Raw genomic sequence first — 20867 nt, 5'->3', positions numbered from 1 at the left:
GCCTTGATTATTGTTTGATCATCTTGATCGGGCGCGGTGCCGGTGCAGGAACAACCCGAACTGGCTGTTGCTTGATCATCCTGATTGGCTGCGGAGCAGGAGCAGGCACTTCGATTTGACGGGCCGCGCCAGGCACTTCGTATGTTTCCTCGCGCACTGTCTCGCGCACGATCACGCGCTGTTGCTGTTCGTAGCGGATTGGTACGTAGACAACCTGCTGCGGTGGTGCGTAGCTGTAAGAATATGCAGGCGCATAGCTGTAGTGCACAGGAGCAGCATATGTCGGATAGGCGTATGCCGGTGGCTGCTGCATTACCGGAGCCGGGATTGTCCCGGTGGCAATACGAGGACCTCCGTGGCTATATTGTGAAAGGTAGCTGTCGAGGGCTGCCGCGCAATCGTACCGCTCGCCTTTCTTTCCACCACCGATCAGGCTGCCCAAAAGCAATCCGCCAAGACCACCTGTGCCTGCACCGATCAGTGTTCCGCCAAGGCGGTCTCCGACGCCGGCGACCTGGTTACCGATGATTCCGCCAGCTACAGCGCCGAGCAGGCTACCAATGATCCCGCCCTTTTCTTTCTCGCCGCGGCCATTGGTCCGGCGCTCACATTCGTCAATCCACTGGTCGCGCTCAAAAACGCTTGCGGTGGGTGAATGGGCATATGCGTAGCCGGGCTGTGTCGCATATTGGCGGTCATTCTCGTAATATCCAGCTGCTGGAGCGGTGCTTTCAATCCGGCGGGTTCGCACCACTGTCTCAACCCCGTCAGGACCGACCGATGTATCGGTGTAATCTTGTTGAACAGGGCCAGAGCGATATTCGCTCGGCAGCTGAGAAAGCTCTTCGTCGCTCAATTGCGCGAGGGCTGGGCTTGCAAAAGTAGCTGCCGAAGCAGCGAGCGCGATACCAGTAAATGTGCGTGTCGTACGAGACATATGTCAAATCTCCTGAAGTGAGACTCACGCGATTCGAGCACGCGCGGGTAAACAGTGTTAGCCAAATGTTTACCACTTTCAGACCTGATTTCCCAAGCGCGCCTTGGGGATTGTCTCGTTTCGGGGCGATTGATGCCCTGAGTTTTTAAGTTCTTAGACGCGATCTGACAGAAGCAGGGCAAGCTTTTCTAGGCCCGCAGCATCCTCTGAAGTGAAGCGCTCAGGGTTTGGGCTATCAAGGTCGATAACGGCCACAACCGCGCCATCACGCAGAACCGGGACAACAAGCTCGGAACGGCTGGCGGCGTCGCAGGCGATGTGGCCCGGGAAGGCATGCACATCCTCGACAAGTTGAGTTTCCCCGGTTGAGACAGCGGCGCCGCATACACCTTTATCAAGAGGGATGCGGATGCAGGCGGGCCTGCCAACAAACGGGCCAAGCACCAATTCTTTATCGCCGGACTTTGATGCACCGACCCTGTAGAAGCCCGACCAATTGAGATCCGGGATGAATTCCCAGATCAATGCTGCAACATTTGCCATGTTGGCGACGCAATCAGGCTCGTCCGAGGTCAAAGCATCCACAGCATTGCAAAGCTGCCGGTAACGCTCTGCCGTATTTAGCGCGGGATCAGGTTTGAAATCGTACATTGGGCTTCCTTGCGAGCGTTCACCTGTTGCCGCAAGCGTTTTGCGGCTCTACTTCCACCCACATGGCTATTCTTCGCAAACTCGCAATCGCTCTGCTTGTCCTGATTTTGGTTCTGGGCGCAGTTTTCTTCTTCCTTTCCCGCGGTGACACCGCGGATTTATCGGTCGATGATGTGGCCGGGACCGAACCTACCCTTCAGGCGCCTGAAGCGGAGAGCTTCCCCACCGTCCAGATCGCGAAACCTGTTGGGTGGGAAGAGGGTGAATTGCCTGTTCCTGCCGATGGATTGGTTGTGAACCGCTTTGCCGAAGGGCTTGAGCACCCGCGTGTGCTCTATGCGCTGCCCAATGGCGATGTTTTGGTCACGCTGACGCGCTCACCCAAATCCGAAGATGATGGTGAGGGTGGCTTTATGGGTACGGTGCGCGGCTGGGTCGCCTCATACCTGTTCTCCGAAGCAGGAGCGTCTGGCGACTCGCCCAACCAGATTGTGCTGCTCCGCGATGAAGACAGCGATGGCAGTGCGGAAACACAGATTGTTATCCGTGAAGAAGGGCTCGATTCCCCTTCTGGCTTAAGCTGGCGTGATGGCACGCTTTATGTCGCCAATCACAACGCGGTGATGGCTTTCGATTACGAGCTCGGAAGCGATACTGTTAGCGGTGAGGGCCGCAAATTGATGGATCTCGCCCCAGGGGGCGGTCACTGGATGCGCAACATGGAAATCCATCCAGATGGTGACCGGCTTTATATCGCGGTTGGCTCTGTCAGCAATATTGGCGAAAGCGGGATGTCGGTCGAAGAGGGCCGCGCGATGATTTGGGAATACAATCTGGAAAGCAATCGCGAGCGCCAATTTGCAGCTGGACTTCGCAATGCCAATGGCCTTGATTTCAGCCCGTGGTCGGGTGAGCTTTGGACGACCGTGAACGAGCGAGACATGCTTGGCTCCGATCTGGTGCCAGATTACCTGACCAATGTTCCGGTTGGTGCGCACTACGGCTGGCCTTGGCTCTATTATAAAGACAACATCGATCGCCGCGTTAAGACCCCGATGCCTGCTTACCTGATGGAATATACGAGGAATCCTGAATTTGCGCTTGGCCCGCATGTCGCCGCGCTTGGCCTTGTGTTTACGGCCGAAGGTCACAGGATGGGCGATAAAATGGCCACTGGGGCATTCATCGCTCGCCATGGCTCTTGGAATCGCAAGCCCCCTTCGGGGTACGATGTCGTCTATGTTGAGTTTGATGACCGCGGCAATCCGATTGGTAAGCCGGTGAGTGTTCTAGGCGGGTTCCTCAATGAAGATGGCACCACCAAAGGCCGCCCAACTTGGGTGGAATGGGGCGGCGACGGTTCATTGCTCGTTTCGGATGATACGGCTGGCATCATCTGGCGCGCGGTTGCGCCTGACGCGGAGCCCGGGGCCGGCATCGAGCGGCTGACAGGCAGAAGCCTTCCCCCACAGCGTGAGCTTCGCGATCCGCGTGCCACGTTTGAAGAGGATTACCTGCGTACGCAGGCTGGCCAGGAAATCGAATAAGCTCGACTATATGCCCGGACCAATCTGAATTCGTGCCACTCTTGCGGGCAGCTCATGGGCGTTTGATCTACCCAGCGAGCTTTTCGGTCGAGATCGAATAGAGCAGGTCAGAACCGGCGATTGCCCCAGCCTTCAATCCATGTGCTTCGGGTACGATCCGATCGAGGAAGAACCTTACGCTGACCGGCTTTGTTTCTGAAAGCGACGGCGCGGCGCCATTTGCGACGGCTTCAGCCTGCTTCATCAATTGCCAACCTGCCACGGCAACGGCGGCCATGGTGCAATAGGGCACACTGCCTGCGAGCCTGTCATCAAGGCTTGCTTCGTCGCGCATCCAGATCACGACATGCGCGCAATCGGTCGCGAGGGCTGCCAAAGATGTTTCGTGCGCCGCATCGCGCGCGATCTCTTCGAACAGGCTGATCATGGCATCACCACCTTCAAGGCTTAGCTTGCGCGTAACAAGGTCAGCCGCCTGAATACCGTTCGTACCTTCGTAGATCGGGGCAATACGCGAATCGCGCCAATGCTGGGCCGCGCCGGTTTCTTCGACAAAACCCATTCCGCCATGGATTTGAATACCAATTCCGGCAACTTCAACGCCGATATCGGTCCCCCATGCCTTGAGTAGCGGCACTAGGATTTCGGCGCGGTTTTTCGCATCCGCATCGCCAATTGTGCCGCGGTCAACTTGCCCGGCGCAGTAATAGAGCAAAGCGCGCACCGCCTCTGTCAGTGATTTCATGCGCAGGATCATGCGGCGAACATCGGGATGTTCGATAATCGCGACGGGTGTTTTATCAGGTGATCCCGCACGCGCTGACTGGACGCGGTCTATTGCATAGGAAATGGCTTGCTGGGTCGCACGCTCTGCGATTTGCGCCCCCTGATTGCCGACATTAATGCGGGCGTTGTTCATCATCGTGAACATCGCCATCAAACCACGGTTCGGTTCGCCGACAATTTCACCGATGCACTCGTCATTGTCGCCGTAACTCATCACACATGTGGGCGAGGCATTGATGCCGAGCTTATGCTCAAGACTGACGCAGCGCAGATCATTGTGATTGCCCAGCGATCCGTCATCATTGAGGTGATATTTGGGGACTACGAACAGCGATATGCCGCGCGAACCCTCAGGTGCATCTGGCAGACGCGCCAGAACCAAATGGATAATATTCTCCGCCAATTCATGCTCACCCCAGGTGATATAGATCTTTTGACCGGCGATCTTGTATTTGCCGGCATGTTCGCCGTCTTCAATCGGAACTGCGGTGGAGCGCAGCGCGCCCACATCGCTGCCAGCTGCCGGCTCGGTCAGGTTCATTGTGCCGGACCATTTTCCGCTCACCAGATCCGGAAGATATTTGGCTTTCTGATCGTTGCTGCCGTGGTGTTCCAACGCCTCAATCGCGCCAACGGAGAGCATAGGAAGAAGGCAAAACGCCATATTGGCCGAGCCAAGGTTTTCAAGAACGTTGCAGGAAAGTGTGAAGGGGAGGCCCTGACCTCCGTGCTCCTCGGGTGAGGCAATCGCATTCCATCCTTGCTCGACATAGGAATTGTACGCCTCTTTGAAGCCTTCGGGCAGGCGGACCACGCCGTTTTCAAGCTTGGCCCCTTCCAAGTCGCCAATCCGGTTCAGCGGGGCGAATTCTCCAGCGGCAAATTGGCCTACGCCTTCGACGATCGCCTCGACCAAGTCAGCCTCAGCATGAGCGTACTTCTCAGAGGTGGCAATCTCGTCAATTCCGGCATTTACGCGGATCGCGAGCAACTGATCCTGGGTGGGGGGAGTATAAGGTGTCACGGTCTTTGGTCGTCCTGTTGATGGAGGCGCGAATTGATCGGAAGAGCGCGTTTCGCTTGGCAGCGCTTGGCTAAGAATATAGCGACCCTGTGATGAGCGGCAAGAACGTTACGGAAGTGGTGCAGGCAGACACTCAGGGGATCGCAAGAGCGGCAGCGATTCTTGAATCGGGCGACCTTGTGGCTGTCCCGACAGAGACCGTTTATGGCCTCGCTGCGCGAGCCGATAATGCCAAGGCTGTTGCGAAGATTTACGCGGCAAAAGGCCGCCCAGATTTCAATCCGCTCATCGTGCATACGCGCGACGCCGGGCACGCTGCAAAACTTGCTCATTTCGACGATACAGCGAAGCGACTGGCAGAGCGTTACTGGCCTGGTCCGCTCACGCTTGTACTGCCGATTCGTGAAGATGCCGCGCTCGCGAAAGCTGTTAGCGCGGGCCTTCCCACGCTCGCTGTGAGGGTGCCGGACCATCCGGTCATGTGTGCCCTGTTGGAAGCAGTGCCATTTCCACTTGCTGCCCCGTCGGCCAATCGCAGCGGTTTTATAAGCCCAACCACCGCTGAGCATGTTCTAGCGTCCTTAGACGGCAGGATCGAAATGGTGCTGGATGGAGGAGCAACCGAGGCAGGTTTGGAATCGACCATCGCAGCAATTCGTGCAGGCGGCAGGATTGAAGAACTGAGACCCGGCCCCATTCAGCTTCGCGAAGTTTCGTCTGATCTATCAAGCGGCGTCGCGGTCGAAGCACCGGGCCAGCTCGCCAGCCACTATGCCCCTGGCAAACCCGTGCGGCTTAACGCTACAAAAGTTGCGCCAGACGAGTTCTCGATTGGATTTGGCGACATTCGGGGCGACTGCATGCTGTCGGCTTCAGGTGATCTGATTGAAGCCGCGGCAAACCTCTACGATTGCCTTCATCAAGGTGCTGCGTCTGAGAAAACGTCGATCGCGGTTGCTCCGGTGCCCCAAAAAGGGATTGGCTTGGCGATCAATGATCGATTGCGGCGGGCCGCAGCACCGGTAGATTAGTCGTCGCTATCCGGTGCGACCGGGATCGTTGGAATAAGCTCCTGCATGGCCCGGTATGTTTCTTGCGCATCCCCGCAGGCTTTCCGGCTGCCATCTTGGCACTTGCGCAGCTCCTTACCATAGCGCCGCTCAAGCTTGCCCAATTCTTCTTCGCGTTTGCGGAGGTCACGGCCGCGTTTCTCATCAGCTTCCGATTGGCTGGTGGTGGCCAAGTCGACAGCTTTGCTTCCGACTTTGACCGGAGCTGTCACGACATCAGCGACCGTGCTGAGACAACCCGAGAGCGAAACGCCTGCAACGGCAAGCATGATAAATGAAAGAGCGCGCATGGGCGATACCATGCGCGCTCTGATCGAGAATGCAAGTCGGACGCGTGCAACTGAATGCGAAAATGTGGCGATCAACCCTCTTCGATTGCGACGGGTTCTGCATCAGCAGCAGTCGGTTCGCATGTAAGCGTTCCGGATCCAAAGCTGTTGAGTGTGCATTTGGCATTGCCTGTCACGTTCACATCACCTGCGCCAGCAATGTTGGCTTCAACTTCGCCATCTGATGCAAAACTTACGCTGCCTGATCCGCCGATGGAAACTTCGGCTTTGTCGACCTTGAGATCGGTCAATTCAACATTGCCCGATCCGCCAATCGTCACTTCAAGCCGGTCTGCAGTACCGCTGCCTTTGACATCGCCTGATCCGCCAATGCTGATTTCCAGCGTTTCAGCAGCAATGGCATCCATGACGACCGAGCCTGATCCGCCGATCATAAGTTCCGAATTGGCAGCGACCACTGCGGTCTCAATCGAGCCTGAACCTGCAATCACCATACTTTTGGGTGCGGGCATTGTCAGGCGAACGATGGCTTTACCTTCCTTGATTTCAAGGTCCGGGTCGCTGGTCACACCAATCGTGCTTTCATCAAGGACGAAGCGCAGCGCGGTTTCGGGATCATTCTCGATCGAAATGCTGAGTGCATCGCCCTCGGTAACCACAACCGTTGCGTTGGTGGCGACGACAAGCTCTGTCGGCGCAGCGCCGCTCATATCGAGATCGGCAAGCGGCACACCCTCTTCCCCGTTGATGGTCATATCAACATTGCCGCAGCTCGATAGGGTGGCCCCCATGGCCAAAGCGGCAAGTGGCGCGAGCCCTTTAAATATTCGTCCGATCATTTCTGTGTCTCCACCTGAATTTGTGTAGCGTGTTGCTGATGTAATACACCATACTGCTAAGCGCAAGGGCTAGTCGCGCAGTCAGGCCTTAACCCGAATCAAAAAGGGCTGCCCGATCAGGCAGCCCTTTGAGTGTCGATCAAATAGGATCAGCCTTAGCTGTCGTCTTCATCATTGTCGTAATATTGCGGAGCATGCTCACGCAGGACTTCGAGGATTTTTTCGAGCGCGGTCGCTTCGTCGGTTTCTTCCATGGCGCCAAGTTCACGGGCCAAACGGCTTGATGCCGCTTCAAAGATCTGACGCTCTGAATAGCTTTGCTCCGGCTGGTCTTCAGGCCGGAACAGGTCGCGGGTCACCTCGGCGATCAAAACGATCTCACCGGAGTTGATCTTCGCTTCGTATTCCTGTGCGCGGCGCGACCACATGGTGCGTTTTACCTTGGGCTTGCCCTTGAGAGTTTCCATGGCTTCTTTCAGCGTCTTGTCCGAGGACAATTTACGCATGCCGATCGATTCAACCTTGTTGGTTGGCACACGGAGCGTCATGCGCTCTTTTTCGAAACGGAGGACATACAGCTCAAGCTGCATGCCAGCAATTTCTTCATTCTGCAGTTCGATAACGCGGCCTACGCCGTGCTTCGGGTAAACAACATAATCTCCGACTGTAAAGGCGGGCGCATTGCTTGCCATGCGAGTTCCTTTCTTGTGACCATCCGAAACGCACACAGACAAGAGGTTTGTTCGGCGGTGCGCGCTTCTTTAGGAAGAAGCGAACTCCGGAGTGAAACCGTCCATAACTGTGTTTGCTGGGTTTTGGCCTTTCTGGTTTTCATCGCCAGCGCCGGGACCAACCAGCGCGGTTGCATCATCATATAACACAATCGCAACAATATTGCGAGTCTGATCGACTCGTGTGCATTATAGCGTCCCGGATACAGACAAATGTTCTTACAGTTGGAGCGAAACCCATGTTCGATTTGATGATTTTATCAGTGGCTTTGCAGCTGCAAGCGGTGCCTGATGAATTCTACAAATCAGAAACTTCAAAGGAAGTTCGCGCAGTCATCGAACAACTGGACGCATTGCCCGTTGAGGATGCCGTGTCACAGTTGGAGGCGCTGGCACAGAACGGCGATGATAGTGCGCTCGAGCTGCTTGGTGAAATGTTCAATGAAGGTCTTGGGGGCTTTCCCAATGATGCAAACCGCGCCTGCGACTATTTCGAGCGGCAAGAGGGCAGGCGTGCAGATGGTCTCCACAATTACGCCACCTGTTTCTATAGCGGCAGAGGTAGAGACGAGGACTTGGCCAGGGCGCGCTCGCTGTACAAGAAAGCCGCAGAGGCGGGATGGCGTATGTCTTTCTGCGCCTATGGAAACATGCTCGTGCGCGGACAGGGCGGGCCGGAAGATCAGGCCGAGGGCGTGCGCTTGTGCCGTATGACATCTGTGGCAGGCGATCCTGATGCTCAAACTGATTACGGCGGTTATCTTTTGATGGGTGTCGGGGTTGACCGTGATCCCGTCGCGGCACGCTTTGTACTTGAGCAAGCCGGGGTGCAGGAACAGCCCAATGCTGCATTTCTTCTGGCGCAGATTTATCAAAAAGGTGACGGTGTCGAAGCGGATACGCATTTATCGCGCGAATGGTTTGAGCGCGCCTATCAATGGGGGCGTCTCGATGCTGCGTTTCAACTGGGCCTCAACTATGCGCGCCGCGGTTTCCGCCAAGAGGGCGAAGAGATGTTCGTCGAATCCGAGCTTATGGGGCGTGCTGTGAAGTGGTTCGAAGTCGCGGCGGAGCGGGACCCGGATGCGAAAACACGCGAACAAGCCAAAGAGATGGTAGAGAATTCAAACCGGCTGATCGCTGCATCAAGGAAATGACAGCGAGCAGCGGTAATTAATCACCTTCGCCGGGTTCCGGGCTGAAGAATTTCTCGAACTTTCCTTTTTCGCCTTTGTGATCATCGGCGTCCGCAGGCGGTTCTTTCTGACTGGTGATGTTCGGCCATTCGGCTGAGAACTTGGTGTTCAGTTCAAGCCACTTTTCCAGGCCGTCTTCCGTGTCTGGCAGAATCGCTTCTGCCGGGCATTCCGGTTCGCAAACACCACAATCGATGCACTCGCTGGGGTTGATCACCAGCATGTTCTCGCCTTCGTAAAAGCAATCCACCGGACACACTTCGACACAGTCGGTGTATTTGCATTTGATGCAGTCATCGGTGACGACGTAGGTCATAGAACAAGGCTTCCGGAAATTACGTGCAGATTCGCGCGAATTGCTATGGCGAATTCAGTTCTGGGGTCAAGGGTCAGATTGACCTGAGCGACTGCACGCATCCCCTTAACCCAACTCGCGAAAATAGTCTTTCGCAGCAGCGGCCGATGTGCGGCGGTCGGGCAATGAGAGGACTTCGATTACCCTCACCGTGTCACCTTGCATAAAGGTCAGCACATCTCCGACCACGACATTTTCGCTGACTCGCTTCACATGCAGGCGATTGCGGCGAAAGGATTGTCTTTCGATTATTTTGCAAGCAGCAGACCGTGTGCGGGCAAAGCGAAGGTAGACGAGCAAGCGATCCAACCGGATCGTTTCAACTTCCTGCGCATCCCCGCCTTCTGTCATCCGCCCAGCAAGTCCGCCAATCCATCGAATGCGCCGCCGGCTCTCGCCGGACCGGTATCGACTTGCGGTTTTGGCGGACGAGGTCCGCCTTTGCCTTTAGGCTTCCCGCGCCGATTGCCTGGACCCTTGCCCTTGCGATCATCCGGTTTGCCTTGGCGCTTTGATGGTTCACCAGGGCGGCGTGGTCGCCACGTCCAACTGTCCGGCGCGGGCGGGCCCTGGGTGTCTTCGGCTAATATCCGTGCGCGCTGAACCTTAAAGCCAGCGCTGCCGAGCAGCCGCCGCGCATTCTCTTCTTCCAAGCCTATGGAAATCGGCAAAGCGAGATTAAGGCGGAAGCGAGGGTTGCGGTCTTTAGAGGTCTTGTCTGTGGCTTTCGCCCGCGCATCAAATGCCGCGCGCAGGATCTTTTCGGCCAAATCAACGCGGATTACCTGCGATCCTGCGGGGCGGTAACCAGCAGGAAGGCTCTTCGCGTCACTTAGCACTGGCAACATCGCATCCTGCAACGGCCGCTTGTCCAAGCCTAGCGCGTGGAGCAATTGGCGCGGCGCAGGTTTGAGCAACATATGCGCAAAGATATCCAGCGCGCCGAATGTAACACCCAACTTTCGCAAAAAGGGGCGCATTTCTTTGGGCAGATGTTCAAGGCCAGCTTTCTCTCGGCTGATAACGCCGCGAGCATCGATCAGCGTGATCAAGAGGGCACGTGCCTGCGATCCAGCTTCGGGATTGCGCGCTGCTTCGGCAAGTTTGCGCAAAGGGGTAAGAGGATCGAGCTTGGCGGTCAGCCATTCAGTTAGCCCGGCCTCCAGCTTTCCGCGCGCTGGATCAACTAGCAGCGCGATATCGCGGGACAGGGTCAGGCGCGGGGTTGCGAAATCATCTGGCATTTCGATGGTTGCAAGCTCGCGTCCCTGCCACCGAATTGCGCCTCGCTCGATTGCCAGCTCCGCAATCCCTTCGCCAAGCAACCATTCAGCCCGCTGCGCCAAAATGGCGGGCAAGGCTTTCTCTCCGGCAGAAAGCAGCATCTTGCGATCGGCAAGGCCGGTTCCGGCATCAACGGTAAAGCGGAAGCCTTCCAGATTGCCGATCAATTCGCCTTCGACGGTCACGCGGCCATCAGTCTCAAGCGTTACAGGGAGTGCGCTGGCATCTTGCCCAAGCGATTTCATCAGTATTGTCGTCCTTCGATTGACAAAGCGTTCGGTGAGCCGCGCATGCAACGCATCCGATAGTTTCGCTTCGACTGCACGCGCCCTAGCAGCCATTTCATCTCGCGCTAGAACCCAGTCGGGCCGTTGGCAAATATAAGCCCAGGATCGGATCGCGGCTATCCTGCCCTGCAAAGTGTCTATGTCTCCGCCAGTCCGGTCGAGTTCGGCAATCCGCGCGGCAACAAAATCCGCGCCCAAATAACCCTTTGATAAATCCTGCCATAACCGGGCGACAAAGCGTGAGTGCGGATCGACCCCGATTTGCCGGAAATCCGGTAGCGAACATGCCTCCCAAAATCGGCGAACCAATCCGGACCCTCGCACACTTTTTGCAATTGGATCTTCTACCAGACGTTTGAGCACGGCCAGATCGATGGCTTGCGGGGCACCGCGAAGGACATCGTGGCGCGGACGGCTTTCGAGATCGCCGATTAGGACTTGCAGTGTTTCAAAACGGGGTTCGGCCTCGCGCCAATGCAGCTTTGTCAGCGGAGCGAATTTGTGCTCTTCGATCGCGAAAACTTCTTCATCGGTAAATTCGAGCGGCGCGCCCGATCTGCTGCCGCCGCCGGTAAGTGTGCCAAAACTGCCATCACGCTGATGCCGCCCCGCGCGCCCCGCGATTTGCGCCATTTCCGCCGGGGTGAGGCGCCGTTTCCGCCGTCCATCGAATTTGGAAAGAGCTGCAAACGCGACATGATTGAGGTCGAGATTTAATCCCATGCCGATGGCATCTGTTGCCACGATGTAATCAACCTCGCCATTCTGAAACAGCTCGACTTGTTTGTTGCGGGTTTCCGGTGAAAGCGCCCCCATCACAACCGCCGCCCCGCCGCGGAAACGCCGCAATGCTTCGGCCATCGCGTACACCTGCTCTGTCGAGAAGGCGACGACCGCGCTGCGCGGTGGGAGGCGTGAAAGCTTGGCTGATCCCGAATGCGTCAGCGTTGAGAACCGAGGCCGCTCGACCATTTCCGCACCCGGGATCAGCGCCTTTACAATCGGCTCAAGCGTAGCCGAGCCTAGGATCATCGTTTCTTCCCGCCCGCGCGCATTCAGCAGTCTATCGGTGAAAATATGGCCGCGTTCGGGATCTGCGCCAATCTGCGCTTCGTCAATCGCAACGAAAGCGTGGCCCCCGCCGAGCCGATCCATCGCCTCCATCGTGCAACAGAAATAGCGGGCCTTTGGCGGCTCGATCCGTTGTTCGCCGGTGATTAGTGCGACAGAATCGTCACCCTTGATCGCTCGCACACGGTCGTACACTTCGCGCGCAAGCAGGCGCAGCGGAAAACCCATCATTCCGCTCGAATGGGCGCACATGCGCTCAATCGAGAGATGAGTCTTGCCGGTATTGGTGGGGCCGAGCACCGCCCGCACACGTGAATTGCTCGAATGATTGATCACAACAATTTCGGCTTGTGTCAGGCTTAGGGACAGGTCGCAATGGGTCTGCTGATGTCTCTTTTCCGAATACGGATAACTGCGTAGATCGGCCCACCGCAGACGCGAGTCAGTTGGTCGCTGCTTAACCCTGCGTTTACTTTGTTTCTCCATGGATTTCCGCCAGAGAGCAAAAAGCCAGATGCCATTTGTGGCAGATAAGGAATATCAGTTTGGATCACACGCGTGACATCTCTGGAGGCACCGCCGAACAGCAGGAAGAGCTGTTCGGTGCCGAAGGCGATGCGCGCGGCACTTCCGGCTTAGATCCTTCGACTATCGAAGGGCTTGCACACTACGTCCAGAATTCCCAGCCGACCAAAGCTGTTTCCGTCAAGCAACGCCTTTTGTCCGGCTTCGGTAATGTTGGTGAGCGCTATGATGGATGGAGAGCTTCGACCAGCAATTGGATGGAAAGCCTCGATCTGACCCCGGACTTGGCGGAGGATATCGGCAGCCGCCGGTGGTTCCGCGGATTGGGCACGATGATCGGGCTCGGCGCAGTGGCGCTGATGTTCTGGCCCAGCATGGACCCGCTCGAAGCGCGCACCGCGATGCCCGAAAGCGAAGAAATCCGTGATGAGTTCCGAAGCCAGATGATCATGCCGCTGGCGCTTGGCGCGGATAGCGGCCGCCGGATGGGGCCAACCACCAGGGTAATCCCGTTGGAAAGCGCGCCGGAGCGGCCACAAATCTCGCTTCTGGCCACGCTTGCACCGGGCGACAGTTTCTCGAGCATGCTGCGCCGTGCGGGTGTTTCAGGCACCGACATCGGGCAAGTGAGCGCATTGGTTGGACAGGCCATGCCACTTGCCGAGATTGAGCCCGGAACGCAGATCGACATCGTATTGGGCCGGCGTTCAGAGCAAGGAGCTCCGCGCCCTCTCGATGCATTGAAATTCCGCGCGCGGTTTGATCTGGAGCTTGAGGTCGCTCGTCAGGGTGTGACCGATCAATCGGATCAGGGCGGCACGCTTGCGCTTCAGAAAAATGTTATCCGTGTGGATGACACGCCGTTGCGGGTTCGGGGCCAAGTGGGCTCCAGCCTCTATCGTTCGATGCGCGCCGCCGGAGTTCCTGCGAGCGCGGTGCAGGATTATATCAAGGCGCTCGACGATCAGATCGATATGGATCGTCAAGTCCGCTCGACTGACGAATTCGACATTGTGATTGCCTATCGCCGTGCCGCAACCGGCGAACGGCAGGCGGGTCAATTGCTCTTTGCAGGGATCGACCGCGATGGTCAGGCCAAAACGCAGTTGATGCGTTGGGGTGATCAAGGCCGCTTTTACGAAGCCTCTGGAGTGGGTGAACAGCGCAACGGTCTGGTTGCTCCGGTGCCCGGTCCGATTTCGTCGCGCTATGGCATGCGCCGCCATCCGATTCTTGGCTATCGCAGGATGCATTCGGGGCTTGATTTTCGTGCGCGCCGGGGCACTCCGATCGTTGCGGTAACAGATGGAACGGTAGCGTCGGCCGGGCGCGCCGGTGGTTGCGGCAATGCGGTGAAATTGAACCATGGCGGAAACCTATCGACGCGGTATTGCCATATGAGCCGGATGGCGGTGAGCCGAGGCCAGCAAGTCCGCCGCGGACAGGTGATCGGCTATGTCGGTTCGACCGGTCTCTCCACTGGACCACACCTTCATTACGAGATGTATCGCGGTGGCCGCTCTATCAATCCGGCCAGCGTAAAATTCGTCACCCGTGCCCAGCTTTCCGGAACTGAACTTGCCGAATTCAAGCAGCAGTTGAACCGTCTTAAAGAAATCGAAGTCGGAGCGGCGCTAACTGACCTCGAGGCATTGCCAACCGAGTTGGAAGAACCCACCCGTGAGATCGAGAAAATCGACCTTGCTGCCCGGTACGACAACTAGAAAAATACGATCCTCTGACTTTGCATTGCGGCGGCGAGCCAATTGCGGCTACACCTCGCCGTTATGACGGGAAAATATCCAAATACACGCCTGCGCCGTACGCGCGCCAACAACTGGAGCCGCGCGCTTCACCGTGAAAATCATCTCGCGCCGACAGATTTGATCTGGCCGCTTTTTGTGACCGAAGGCAGCGGTGTCGAGGATCCGGTGGCGACCTTGCCGGGTGTTTCGCGTTGGTCGGTAGACGGGATTGTGGCGCGTGCAAAAGAGGCGGTCGATCTTGGTATACCGGTCATTGCGCTGTTCCCGAACACACCGGCTGAAAAGCGGAGTGATAATGGCGAAGAAGCGCACAACCCTGACAATCTGATGTGCCGCGCGATTAAGGCTATCAAAGATGCCTGCGGCGACGATATCGGCGTGCTGACTGATGTCGCGCTCGATCCCTATACCAGTCACGGGCAAGACGGGTTGCTGAACGATGCGGGGTACGTCTTGAATGACGATACTGTTGCCTCACTCGTCGATCAGGCCATCAATCAAGCAGAAGCGGGCGCCGACATTATCGCACCGTCGGACATGATGGATGGCCGCATTCATGCCATCCGTATGGCTCTGGAAATGGGCAATCACCACAATGTCCAGATCATGAGCTACGCTGCTAAATATGCCAGCGCATTTTACGGCCCGTTTCGCGATGCGGTTGGTTCGGGCGGCCTGCTGAAAGGCGATAAGAAAACCTATCAGATGGACCCTGCTAACGGAGATGAGGCTCTGCGCGAGGTTGAGCTCGACATTGCCGAGGGTGCCGACAGCGTGATGGTGAAGCCAGGCCTAGCCTATCTCGACATAATTTACCGAGTGAAACAACAATTCGGCGTGCCGGTCTTCGCTTATCAAGTAAGCGGTGAGTACGCGATGATCGAAGCGGCTCAGGCGGCTGGCATCGGAGACCGCGATGCGTTGCTGATGGAGAAGCTCATCGCGTTCAAACGGGCCGGTTGTTCCGGCGTTTTGACCTATCATGCCCCGGTCGCCGCACGCATTCTAAATGGCTGACTTTCGTCACGAGACCGAGCGTCTAATCCTGCGCGATTGGCGTGATGAGGATTGGGCGCCTTTCTGGAAGCACCTGAACACGCCGAATGTCATGCGCCATCTTGGCGGGCTTGCCGATGAAGCGACCCGCGAAAGCGTGCAGGAGCGTTTGCTCAAATATAAAAAAGAGGCCGGCCACACATTCTGGGTTGTCGAGCGCAAAGCTGATGGCGGAAATTTGTCCGGTGAGATAATCGGGTTTTGCGGGCTGAAACGCTGCAACGAACCCGAAGGGCCGATCGGCGATATGGAGGCCGGATGGCGATTGCGCGAAGATGCTTGGGGTCACGGCTATGCCAAAGAGGCTGCGCAGGCATCGCTCGTTATCGCCTTTGACCGGTTCGATGCGTCGCATGTCATCGCTTTGACCGTCGAAGAGAATGTTCCAAGTTGGGGCTTGATGATCAAGCTTGGCATGAAACGTCGGAGCGATCTGGATTTTCCAGACTCAGTTAGCTGGGCAAAGGGCAAAACAATCATCGTCTACCGGATCGAACGGGCGGAATGGGACGAGCTTAATGGGTGACCTTGTGCTCGAAACCGAGCGGCTGATCCTGCGCAAAATTGATGAAGGCGACGCCGTGCTTCAAGATCGGGTGCTCAACACACCGGCGGTGATGGAACATCTAGGCGGAGTGATTGAGCTTCACGAAATTGAGGCAAAGCATGCCAAGAGCATGGGCTGGTTCGCGCGTGAAGGCTTTGGCTTTATGATGATGATCGAGAAGGTGAGCGGTGATCTCGTCGGTCATTGCGGGATGAAGCGCGTGGACAATCCGCTCGCACCAAACATTGGCGATTTCGAAATTGGCTGGCTGGTGCGCGAGGATCGCTGGCGGCGTGGTTACGCGCACGAGGCAATGCGCGGCGTGATTGATTGGGCGTTCCATTCCATCGGTGCCCCGTATCTTGTCGCGCTTACCAGCAATGCGAATATCGGCAGCTGGAAATTGATGGAAAAGCTCGGCATGCGACGCCGAAAAGACCTCGATTTTTCCGATGCGGCCTTTCCACCCGAAGACAACCCGACCATTCAATACTCGCTCACCAAAGAGCAATGGGAGACGACCTGATGACGATGACCGATACGCGATTTCCGGGCGCAAACATCATTTCGATTCACGGCAAGACGCCGAAAATTCACGACACTGCCTTTATCGCGCCGGGATCGACGATCATTGGTGATGTCGAGATCGGGGCAGGCAGTTCGATCTGGTACAATTGCGTGGTGCGCGCGGATGTATTCACCATCCGGATTGGCGAACGCAGCAATGTTCAGGACGGCAGCGTCCTGCACTGCGATCCGCCCCGTCCAGGCGATGAAGAAGGCTCGGCCCTGATTATCGGTGATGACGTGCTGATCGGCCACATGGCCATGGTGCATGGCTGCACGATCCATGATCGCGGCTTTGTAGGTCTTGGCGCGATTGCGATGAACAAATCCGTGATCGGTAGCGACGCTATGCTCGCGGCAGGCGCAATGCTGACAGAACGCAAAGTGATGGGCGAGCGGGAGCTATGGGCGGGCCGTCCGGCGAAGCGTCTGAAAGAGTTGGGCGAAGGCGCAATCGCTGGCATGAAAATCGGGACCGCGCACTATGCCGAAAACGCAAAACACCATGCTGAGGCGGTGAAAGACGCGATGGGTTGATTGTAGGAAACACATGACAAATCAGGCAAGTGTCATGCGTGTCCTACATAGGTAAAGCGTTGAAGTTGAAGCTAAACCTATAAGTAGGACACAGGTGACAACTTCCCAACTTTTGCGCGGGATCGACAATGTCAAAGAACATCACCGACCTCGCATGATTGGGCCGAGTAGGAAAGTTTCGCGCGTTAGCCGGGCATCTTCGAGACATGCTTCATCATGTGCGGCATGAAATCGATCTTGCCGATATCGAGCCCTTCCATCCGTAAAATCGCATAAGCGGTGGTGAGGTGGAAATAGAAATTGGTCAGCGACCAATCCTGCACGTATTGCTCAGCCGTTAGAGTGAATTGCATGCCGTTTGGCAGGTCCACGACGAGTGTTTCATCTGCGGATACAAGCTCTGATGCCTCGATGCTGTCCAGCAGCGCCTTCATCTCTTCGATCACCGCCTGAGCGCCGGCGATTGTCGTTTCGTTGTCATCGCGAGAGGCAAATTCGCGTTTGCTGAGACGGGGCAAGGCCTCTCCGGGAAGGTTCGCGACAAAGCGGATTTGCGTTGCAAGCGGATGCATGTCGTCGGCCAGCTTGGATTCAAGCAGGGCATCACCTTTCGGATGTGCCGCAGCCTTTGTCAGCAAGTCGGAAAGCGTGTCGAGGCGTGAGCGATATACGGCGATGGACTGATCGTAGAGATTCATTTGATTTCTCCCTTTCGGCAGAGATAACAATTCCGTTGCAAATTACAACCTAATCCCTGATCAGCGCTCGCAAGCCCTCAATCCGGTCGGCCTCGTGCACTGGTTTGTCCCATCGGATACGGTGGATGCGGGGGAAGCGCATGGCGAGGCCGCTTTTGTGGCGTTTTGAGGTGTGCACGCTGTCGAATGCAACTTCGAACACCAGCGTCCGTTCCACCTCGCGCACGGGGCCGAACCTGTTGAGCGTGGTCTGCCGCACCAGCTTGTCGAGCTTTTTAAGCTCGGCATCGGTGAAGCCGGAATAGGCTTTTCCTACGGGAAGCAATTCCGCGCCTTTATCCGGATCACCGTCCCAGCAACCGAAAGTGTAATCGGAATAGAAACTGGATCGCCTGCCGCTGCCGCGCTGCGCGTACATCATGACGCAATCAATCAGCAGCGGATCGCGTTTCCATTTGTACCAATATCCAACTTTCCGGCCCGCGATGTAGGGGCTGTCACGGCGTTTGAGCATGAGCCCTTCGATCGCGTCATCGCGAGCCCCTTCGCGGATTTCGGCGAGGTGAGTAAAGTCACGCGCCTCGACAATGGCGGAGATGTCGAAATGGCTTTCCGGCAGGCGCGGCATCAACGCCTCCAGAGATTTACGGCGCTCGCTCCATGGCTGTTCGCGCACGTCTTCGGCTTCGATAATCATCGCATCATACAGCCGGACAAAGGCAGGCGCTTCGGCGAGCATTTTCTTGGATACCGTCTTGCGTCCGAGCCTTTGCTGAAGCGCGTTGAAACTGGCCGCGCCGCCCGCTTCACCGCCCTGCGCAGTTCCGCGCACAAGCAATTCGCCATCCAATACCGCATCCATCGGAAGCACATCGAGCAATTCGGGGAAGGTCGCAGAAATGTCGTCACCGCTGCGTGAATAGAGCCTCGATTCGCCTGCAACCCGTACCAATTGCACGCGAATGCCGTCCCATTTCCATTCTGCGGCGTATTCAGCGAGGTCGACTTCGGTCTCTTCCAAAGGATGGGCGAGCATGAACGGGCGGAACAGCGGGCGGTTAGAGACATCCGGCGGATCGCCGCCATCTGCGGCCCAAGCGAACAGTTCCGGATAGGGCGCTTCCAATGCGTGCCAATACTCTTCAACATCTTCGACAGACACATCAAAGGCTTGTGCGAACGCTGTCTTGGCAAGGCGGGCGGACACGCCAATCCGCATCCCTCCTGTGGCCAGCTTGATCAAGGCAAAACGGCCATTCGGATCAAGCCGGTCGAGCAGTTTCGGCAATTCCTGAGGTGCTGTGTTGCGATTCATCGCGCTCAACATATCGACCACTTGGGCCACACTTGGCTCTTCGCCGGTGGGTTGCTGCGGGCCGGGCCAGAGCAGGCTGGCGGTTTCAGCCGTATCACCTACAAAATCGCGGCTCAGCGTCCACAAAACAGGATCGACGCGGTCCTTCATCAGATTGCGGACGGTTGACGATTTGACTGCGGGAAAATCTAGCTCTCCGGTCAAGGCGGCCATCGCAAAACCGCGATCGGGGTCAGGCGTTTCGCGAAGATATTCCGCGATCAGAGCGAGCTTCCGGTTGCGGCTGGTGGTGTAGACCAGTGTATCGAGCAGGGCGGCGAACCGGATCATCGCTTGCCCGCCCTTGCTTCATCGCGCAGACATACAGGCACGCTAAAGCCAGCGTTCTGTTTCAAATCCCCAACGAAGGAAGTTCCCTGATGAAAGCCCCAATGCTCGCTGCTGCCCTTGCGCTCGGCCTCGCCACCAGCCCTGCGATGGTCGTGACTGCCCACGCGCAGACGAAGGCTGCAGGTTTTTCCACCGATACGCCGATCGAACAGTTGGTTGCTGACAAACGCGCGAAGGCCGTGCTCGAAAAGCATATTCCAGGCCTCGATAAGCATCCCGCCTATGGCCAGTTCAAAACTATGAGCCTCACCGCGCTTCAGCCTTGGTCGCAGGGCGCCATCACTCCCGAAATGCTTGAGAAAATCCAGGCGGATCTCGCCGCGATTAAGTAATCCGGTATCGGCGGGACGGGGAAGGGTATGCTCAATCATCCTCTTCCTCCCGCCCGACCAGCGCCAGCGCGCGCGCTTTGCGTTGACCAAGCTTGCACCAGCGCAGCAGCGCCTCTTCGCGGCCATGGGTGATCCATGTCTCCTGCGGGTTCACATCCTCAATGGTCTGCGTCAGCTCGTTCCAATCGGCGTGATCTGAGATAATCAGTGGCAGTTCGACGCCGCGTTGCCGCGCGCGTCCTCGCACCCGCATCCACCCGCTCGCCATGGCTGTGACGGGATCGGGCAGGCGGCGTGACCAAGTGGTGTTCATGGCGCTGGGCGGAGCTACGATAATGGCCCCGCGCATGTCGTCTTTGGTGTGATCACTCACGAGCGGCAGCTCGCCCAGATCAACGCCATGCTCTTTATAAAGGCGGCACATCTTCTCCATCGCGCCATGCAGATAAATCGGCTGGGTATGACCAATGGCGCGCAGCTCCGCGATAACGCGCTGCGCTTTTCCTAGGGCGTATGCGCCGACCAAAACCGATCCATCGGGTTGCTGTTCCAATGCTCCGGTCAGCTTTGCCATTTCATCTTCAATTGGCGGGTGGATGAAGACGGGAAGGCCGAAGGTCGCCTCGGTGATGAAGATATCGCACGGGGTCACTTCAAACGGAGCGCAGGTAGGGTCCGGTCGCCGCTTGTAGTCGCCCGTTATCACAACTCGCTCGCCCGCATGTTCAAGCAGGATTTGCGCAGAGCCAAGCACATGGCCCGCCGGAATGAAGGTCGCATCGACTCCGCCTTTGAGACGGATCGTCTCACCATAAGCGCAAGGCACTGCTTTCGACGGGATTTCACCGGCTTCGTCCTCCGCGCCCGTTTTGTAGCGCAACTCCATGATCGCGAGGGTTTCTGGTGTTGCAATCGTTTCGCCGTGCCCGCCGCGTGCATGATCGGCATGGCCGTGGGTAACGAGCGCACGATCTACTGCACGGCCGGGATCAATCCAGACATCGGCGGGCACAATATGCACGCCCCACGGCTCGGGCCGGATCCAGGAAAAAGGCACAGTCATAGT

At 57.1% G+C, this 20867-nt stretch carries 21 protein-coding genes; 9 read left to right on the top strand and 12 right to left on the bottom strand.

Translation table 11 applies throughout. From position 1 onward, the window contains the following. Positions 1-7: 7 nt before the first annotated feature. Positions 8-937 (bottom strand): hypothetical protein, encoded by a 930-nt coding sequence (locus KCG46_RS03105; RefSeq protein ID WP_218403866.1) that lies wholly within the window; start codon positions 935-937, stop codon positions 8-10. Positions 938-1090: 153 nt separating this feature from the next. Further along, positions 1091-1588 carry a free L-methionine (R)-S-oxide reductase MsrC gene (locus KCG46_RS03100; RefSeq protein ID WP_218403865.1) on the bottom strand — a complete coding sequence of 166 codons (498 nt, stop codon included), beginning with the start codon at positions 1586-1588 and terminating at the stop codon, positions 1091-1093. Positions 1589-1650: 62 nt separating this feature from the next. On the opposite strand from KCG46_RS03100, the gene KCG46_RS03095 reads away from it, so the two are divergent. Beyond that, entirely contained in the window at positions 1651-3135 is a 1485-nt protein-coding gene (locus KCG46_RS03095) for a PQQ-dependent sugar dehydrogenase (RefSeq protein WP_218403864.1), read from the top strand. Between the two features lie 67 nt (positions 3136-3202). On the opposite strand, the gene KCG46_RS03090 is transcribed toward KCG46_RS03095, so the two are convergent. Next, entirely contained in the window at positions 3203-4945 is a 1743-nt protein-coding gene (locus KCG46_RS03090) for an acyl-CoA dehydrogenase family protein (protein WP_218403863.1), read from the bottom strand. Positions 4946-5037: 92 nt separating this feature from the next. Between KCG46_RS03090 and KCG46_RS03085 the strand changes: the two genes are divergently transcribed. Beyond that, positions 5038-5976, top strand: a complete 939-nt coding sequence (locus tag KCG46_RS03085) for an L-threonylcarbamoyladenylate synthase (RefSeq protein WP_218403862.1) — start codon at positions 5038-5040, stop codon at positions 5974-5976. Here the strand turns inward: KCG46_RS03085 and KCG46_RS03080 are convergent. The 3 genes from KCG46_RS03080 to KCG46_RS03070 all read right to left on the bottom strand — a co-directional run bounded on the left by KCG46_RS03080 (position 5973) and on the right by KCG46_RS03070 (position 7836). Next, positions 5973-6305: a hypothetical protein gene (locus KCG46_RS03080; RefSeq protein WP_218403861.1), complete on the bottom strand. Its 333-nt coding sequence runs from the start codon at positions 6303-6305 to the stop codon at positions 5973-5975. The genes KCG46_RS03085 and KCG46_RS03080 overlap by 4 nt on opposite strands. A gap of 71 nt (positions 6306-6376) precedes the next feature. Beyond that, positions 6377-7144, bottom strand: coding sequence for a GIN domain-containing protein (locus KCG46_RS03075; protein ID WP_218403860.1), 768 nt, complete (start codon positions 7142-7144; stop codon positions 6377-6379). A 155-nt stretch (positions 7145-7299) separates the two neighbouring features. Beyond that, positions 7300-7836 carry a CarD family transcriptional regulator gene (locus KCG46_RS03070; protein WP_218403859.1) on the bottom strand — a complete coding sequence of 179 codons (537 nt, stop codon included), beginning with the start codon at positions 7834-7836 and terminating at the stop codon, positions 7300-7302. Between the two features lie 278 nt (positions 7837-8114). Between KCG46_RS03070 and KCG46_RS03065 the strand changes: the two genes are divergently transcribed. Then, complete coding sequence (locus KCG46_RS03065) at positions 8115-9032, top strand: tetratricopeptide repeat protein (protein ID WP_218403858.1); 918 nt, start codon at positions 8115-8117, stop codon at positions 9030-9032. A 16-nt stretch (positions 9033-9048) separates the two neighbouring features. Here KCG46_RS03065 and fdxA read toward each other — a convergent pair whose 3' ends face one another. The 3 genes from fdxA to KCG46_RS03050 form a co-directional block, all read right to left on the bottom strand. Then, positions 9049-9387 (bottom strand): ferredoxin FdxA, encoded by a 339-nt coding sequence (gene fdxA / locus KCG46_RS03060; RefSeq protein ID WP_218403857.1) that lies wholly within the window; start codon positions 9385-9387, stop codon positions 9049-9051. A 105-nt stretch (positions 9388-9492) separates the two neighbouring features. Then, positions 9493-9777, bottom strand: coding sequence for a S4 domain-containing protein (locus KCG46_RS03055; protein ID WP_255551737.1), 285 nt, complete (start codon positions 9775-9777; stop codon positions 9493-9495). Next, positions 9774-12554, bottom strand: a complete 2781-nt coding sequence (locus KCG46_RS03050; RefSeq protein ID WP_218403856.1) for a helicase-related protein — start codon at positions 12552-12554, stop codon at positions 9774-9776. The genes KCG46_RS03055 and KCG46_RS03050 overlap by 4 nt, the downstream gene beginning before the upstream one ends. A 59-nt stretch (positions 12555-12613) precedes the next feature. Here KCG46_RS03050 and KCG46_RS03045 point away from each other — a divergent pair, with 59 nt between their 5' ends. From KCG46_RS03045 to KCG46_RS03025, 5 genes are all read left to right on the top strand, one after another. Further along, a complete protein-coding gene (locus KCG46_RS03045) occupies positions 12614-14317 on the top strand; it encodes a M23 family metallopeptidase (protein ID WP_255551736.1) in 1704 nt (567 codons plus the stop codon). Positions 14318-14380: 63 nt separating this feature from the next. After that, a complete protein-coding gene (gene hemB / locus KCG46_RS03040) occupies positions 14381-15376 on the top strand; it encodes a porphobilinogen synthase (protein WP_218403855.1) in 996 nt (331 codons plus the stop codon). Continuing rightward, a complete protein-coding gene (locus tag KCG46_RS03035; protein WP_218403854.1) occupies positions 15369-15941 on the top strand; it encodes a GNAT family N-acetyltransferase in 573 nt (190 codons plus the stop codon). The genes hemB and KCG46_RS03035 overlap by 8 nt, the downstream gene beginning before the upstream one ends. Next, positions 15934-16488: a GNAT family N-acetyltransferase gene (locus tag KCG46_RS03030; protein WP_218403853.1), complete on the top strand. Its 555-nt coding sequence runs from the start codon at positions 15934-15936 to the stop codon at positions 16486-16488. Before KCG46_RS03035 ends, KCG46_RS03030 begins: the two co-directional genes overlap by 8 nt. A 5-nt stretch (positions 16489-16493) precedes the next feature. Further along, complete coding sequence (locus KCG46_RS03025) at positions 16494-17066, top strand: gamma carbonic anhydrase family protein (protein ID WP_218405268.1); 573 nt, start codon at positions 16494-16496, stop codon at positions 17064-17066. 185 nt (positions 17067-17251) lie between these two features. Here KCG46_RS03025 and KCG46_RS03020 read toward each other — a convergent pair whose 3' ends face one another. After that, positions 17252-17764 carry a DUF1993 domain-containing protein gene (locus KCG46_RS03020; RefSeq protein ID WP_218403852.1) on the bottom strand — a complete coding sequence of 171 codons (513 nt, stop codon included), beginning with the start codon at positions 17762-17764 and terminating at the stop codon, positions 17252-17254. Between the two features lie 49 nt (positions 17765-17813). After that, on the bottom strand, positions 17814-19409 hold the full coding sequence (locus KCG46_RS03015; protein ID WP_218403851.1) for a cisplatin damage response ATP-dependent DNA ligase: 1596 nt from the start codon (positions 19407-19409) through the stop codon (positions 17814-17816). Between the two features lie 89 nt (positions 19410-19498). Between KCG46_RS03015 and KCG46_RS03010 the strand changes: the two genes are divergently transcribed. After that, the gene (locus KCG46_RS03010; RefSeq protein ID WP_218403850.1) at positions 19499-19801 is read left to right on the top strand and encodes a hypothetical protein; all 303 of its coding nucleotides are present in this window, start codon (positions 19499-19501) and stop codon (positions 19799-19801) included. Positions 19802-19832: 31 nt separating this feature from the next. Here the strand turns inward: KCG46_RS03010 and KCG46_RS03005 are convergent, their stop codons facing one another. Further along, entirely contained in the window at positions 19833-20864 is a 1032-nt protein-coding gene (locus KCG46_RS03005) for a ligase-associated DNA damage response exonuclease (protein WP_218403849.1), read from the bottom strand. Positions 20865-20867: the final 3 nt, after the last annotated feature.

Origin of the sequence: Erythrobacter crassostreae, assembly GCF_019204045.1 — a bacterium.
GTDB classification, from domain to species: domain Bacteria; phylum Pseudomonadota; class Alphaproteobacteria; order Sphingomonadales; family Sphingomonadaceae; genus Erythrobacter; species Erythrobacter crassostreae.
This window is presented reverse-complemented; position numbering and strand designations above follow the sequence as displayed.